Below are 1,280 nucleotides of genomic sequence, written 5' to 3'. Positions count from 1 at the left end.
TAAGATTAAATCTCAACTATTACAAATGAATCAAACGGCGGATTCAGCATAAAGTCAAGCTTTTTGCCTGTTAATTTAATTGTCGAAAACACAGTTTTTATTAGGCATCTTTTTCTCTCAACATTCGTCAAATTAAAATCTTTACTATGCTCTTCTATTTCTAACATTACTTTGCTTTGGTGTTTTTTCGTGATGTTTCTTTCGTCAAATAAAAAATACAGTATTTTAGAGAAAGAGGATTTATAAAACTATAATTATTACAATTAACAATTATAATTATTGACTTCTTTTAATTCCCCCTATAAATTACTTCTCTCAAATGATAATTAAACTCTATCATTAATATATAAGCTAATTTTAAAGAGTTAAAATATGAAAAATAAAGAAGAAGAAATTTTAACCTCTGAGTCTTATATTGATGAAGAGGAAGAAAAACGATCAAAAGCTCAAAATGCAAGGAAAGAGCTTAAGTTAATACTAATAACTCTTAGAATAGTTTTGACTAGTTTTTAACTTTCTGTTATTTCTTTTTTAATTATGCAGAAGACAAAGCAGCAGAGTATAAATTACAGCAAGAACAAGAAGCTAAAGCAACTAATAAAGTAAAATGATAGTTGCTAAAATACAAAATAATCAAAAGTTGCTAATATATTTAAAGTTAAAAAATTATTTATTATTGCAACTTTTTAATTTTTACTTTAATTGTAATCAACTATTATTAACAAAAATAAGAAATAACTTTTTATGGAAGATATAAGCTCTTGGAAAGAAAAGTTTGAAGTTTGCGTTTATGCTAAAAAGCTACTTGATAAACTCGAATATTTAAACACTAAAGTAAAAAATCCAGTTGATATAGAGGAAGTCAAAAAAGCCATCTACTACGCTCGTAAATATCACGGTTCACAAATGCGTCAATCAGGCGATCCTTCCTATTCTCATCTAATTGAAGTAGCGATTATGCTTGCGGAGTTTGTAGCAGACGAAGCCCCTAAGCTTTTTACTTCTAACATGATAAATGCTGCTCTACTTCATGATACTATTGAGGATACAGAGCTTACTGAAAAGATGATCGTCGAAATTTTTGGTAAAGAAATAGCAAAACATGTAGAAGGTTTAACTAGAATCAAACCTTATGGAAAAATCAGTGCCGAGGAAAGCTTAAACCTGTTAATCAAACAAAAAAGATATGATACAGCCCTCATAAAACTTTTTGATAGAGCCCATAATATACAGACTTTAGGAGCTAAATCACCTGAGAAAGCTAAAAAAATTATTGAAGA

The 1,280-nt window shown here is 28.3% G+C and carries 2 protein-coding genes and 1 pseudogene; 2 read left to right on the top strand and 1 reads right to left on the bottom strand.

What is annotated here, in order from left to right:
* Positions 1–5: 5 nt before the first annotated feature.
* A complete protein-coding gene (locus tag KYQ89_RS04505) occupies positions 6–167 on the bottom strand; it encodes a hypothetical protein (RefSeq protein WP_256621333.1) in 162 nt (53 codons plus the stop codon).
* A 205-nt stretch (positions 168–372) separates the two neighbouring features.
* Here KYQ89_RS04505 and KYQ89_RS04500 point away from each other — a divergent pair.
* Together KYQ89_RS04500 and KYQ89_RS04495 are read left to right on the top strand one after the other, a co-directional pair.
* Positions 373–611: pseudogene (locus KYQ89_RS04500) on the top strand (hypothetical protein).
* A gap of 133 nt (positions 612–744) precedes the next feature.
* On the top strand, positions 745–1,280 hold a 536-nt coding region (locus tag KYQ89_RS04495), incomplete at its 3' end, for an HD domain-containing protein (RefSeq protein WP_218460594.1).

Source organism: Rickettsia sp. TH2014 (assembly GCF_019249195.1).
Taxonomy (GTDB): Bacteria; Pseudomonadota; Alphaproteobacteria; order Rickettsiales; family Rickettsiaceae; genus Rickettsia; species Rickettsia felis.
Note: the sequence above shows the minus strand (reverse complement) of the source record. Positions and strands in the feature narration are given on the sequence as shown.

Excerpts from the sequence above, each read along its gene's own strand:
- KYQ89_RS04505 (WP_256621333.1), bottom strand. The coding sequence starts at position 167 with ATGTTAGAAATAGAAGAGCATAGTAAAGATTTTAATTTGACGAATGTT.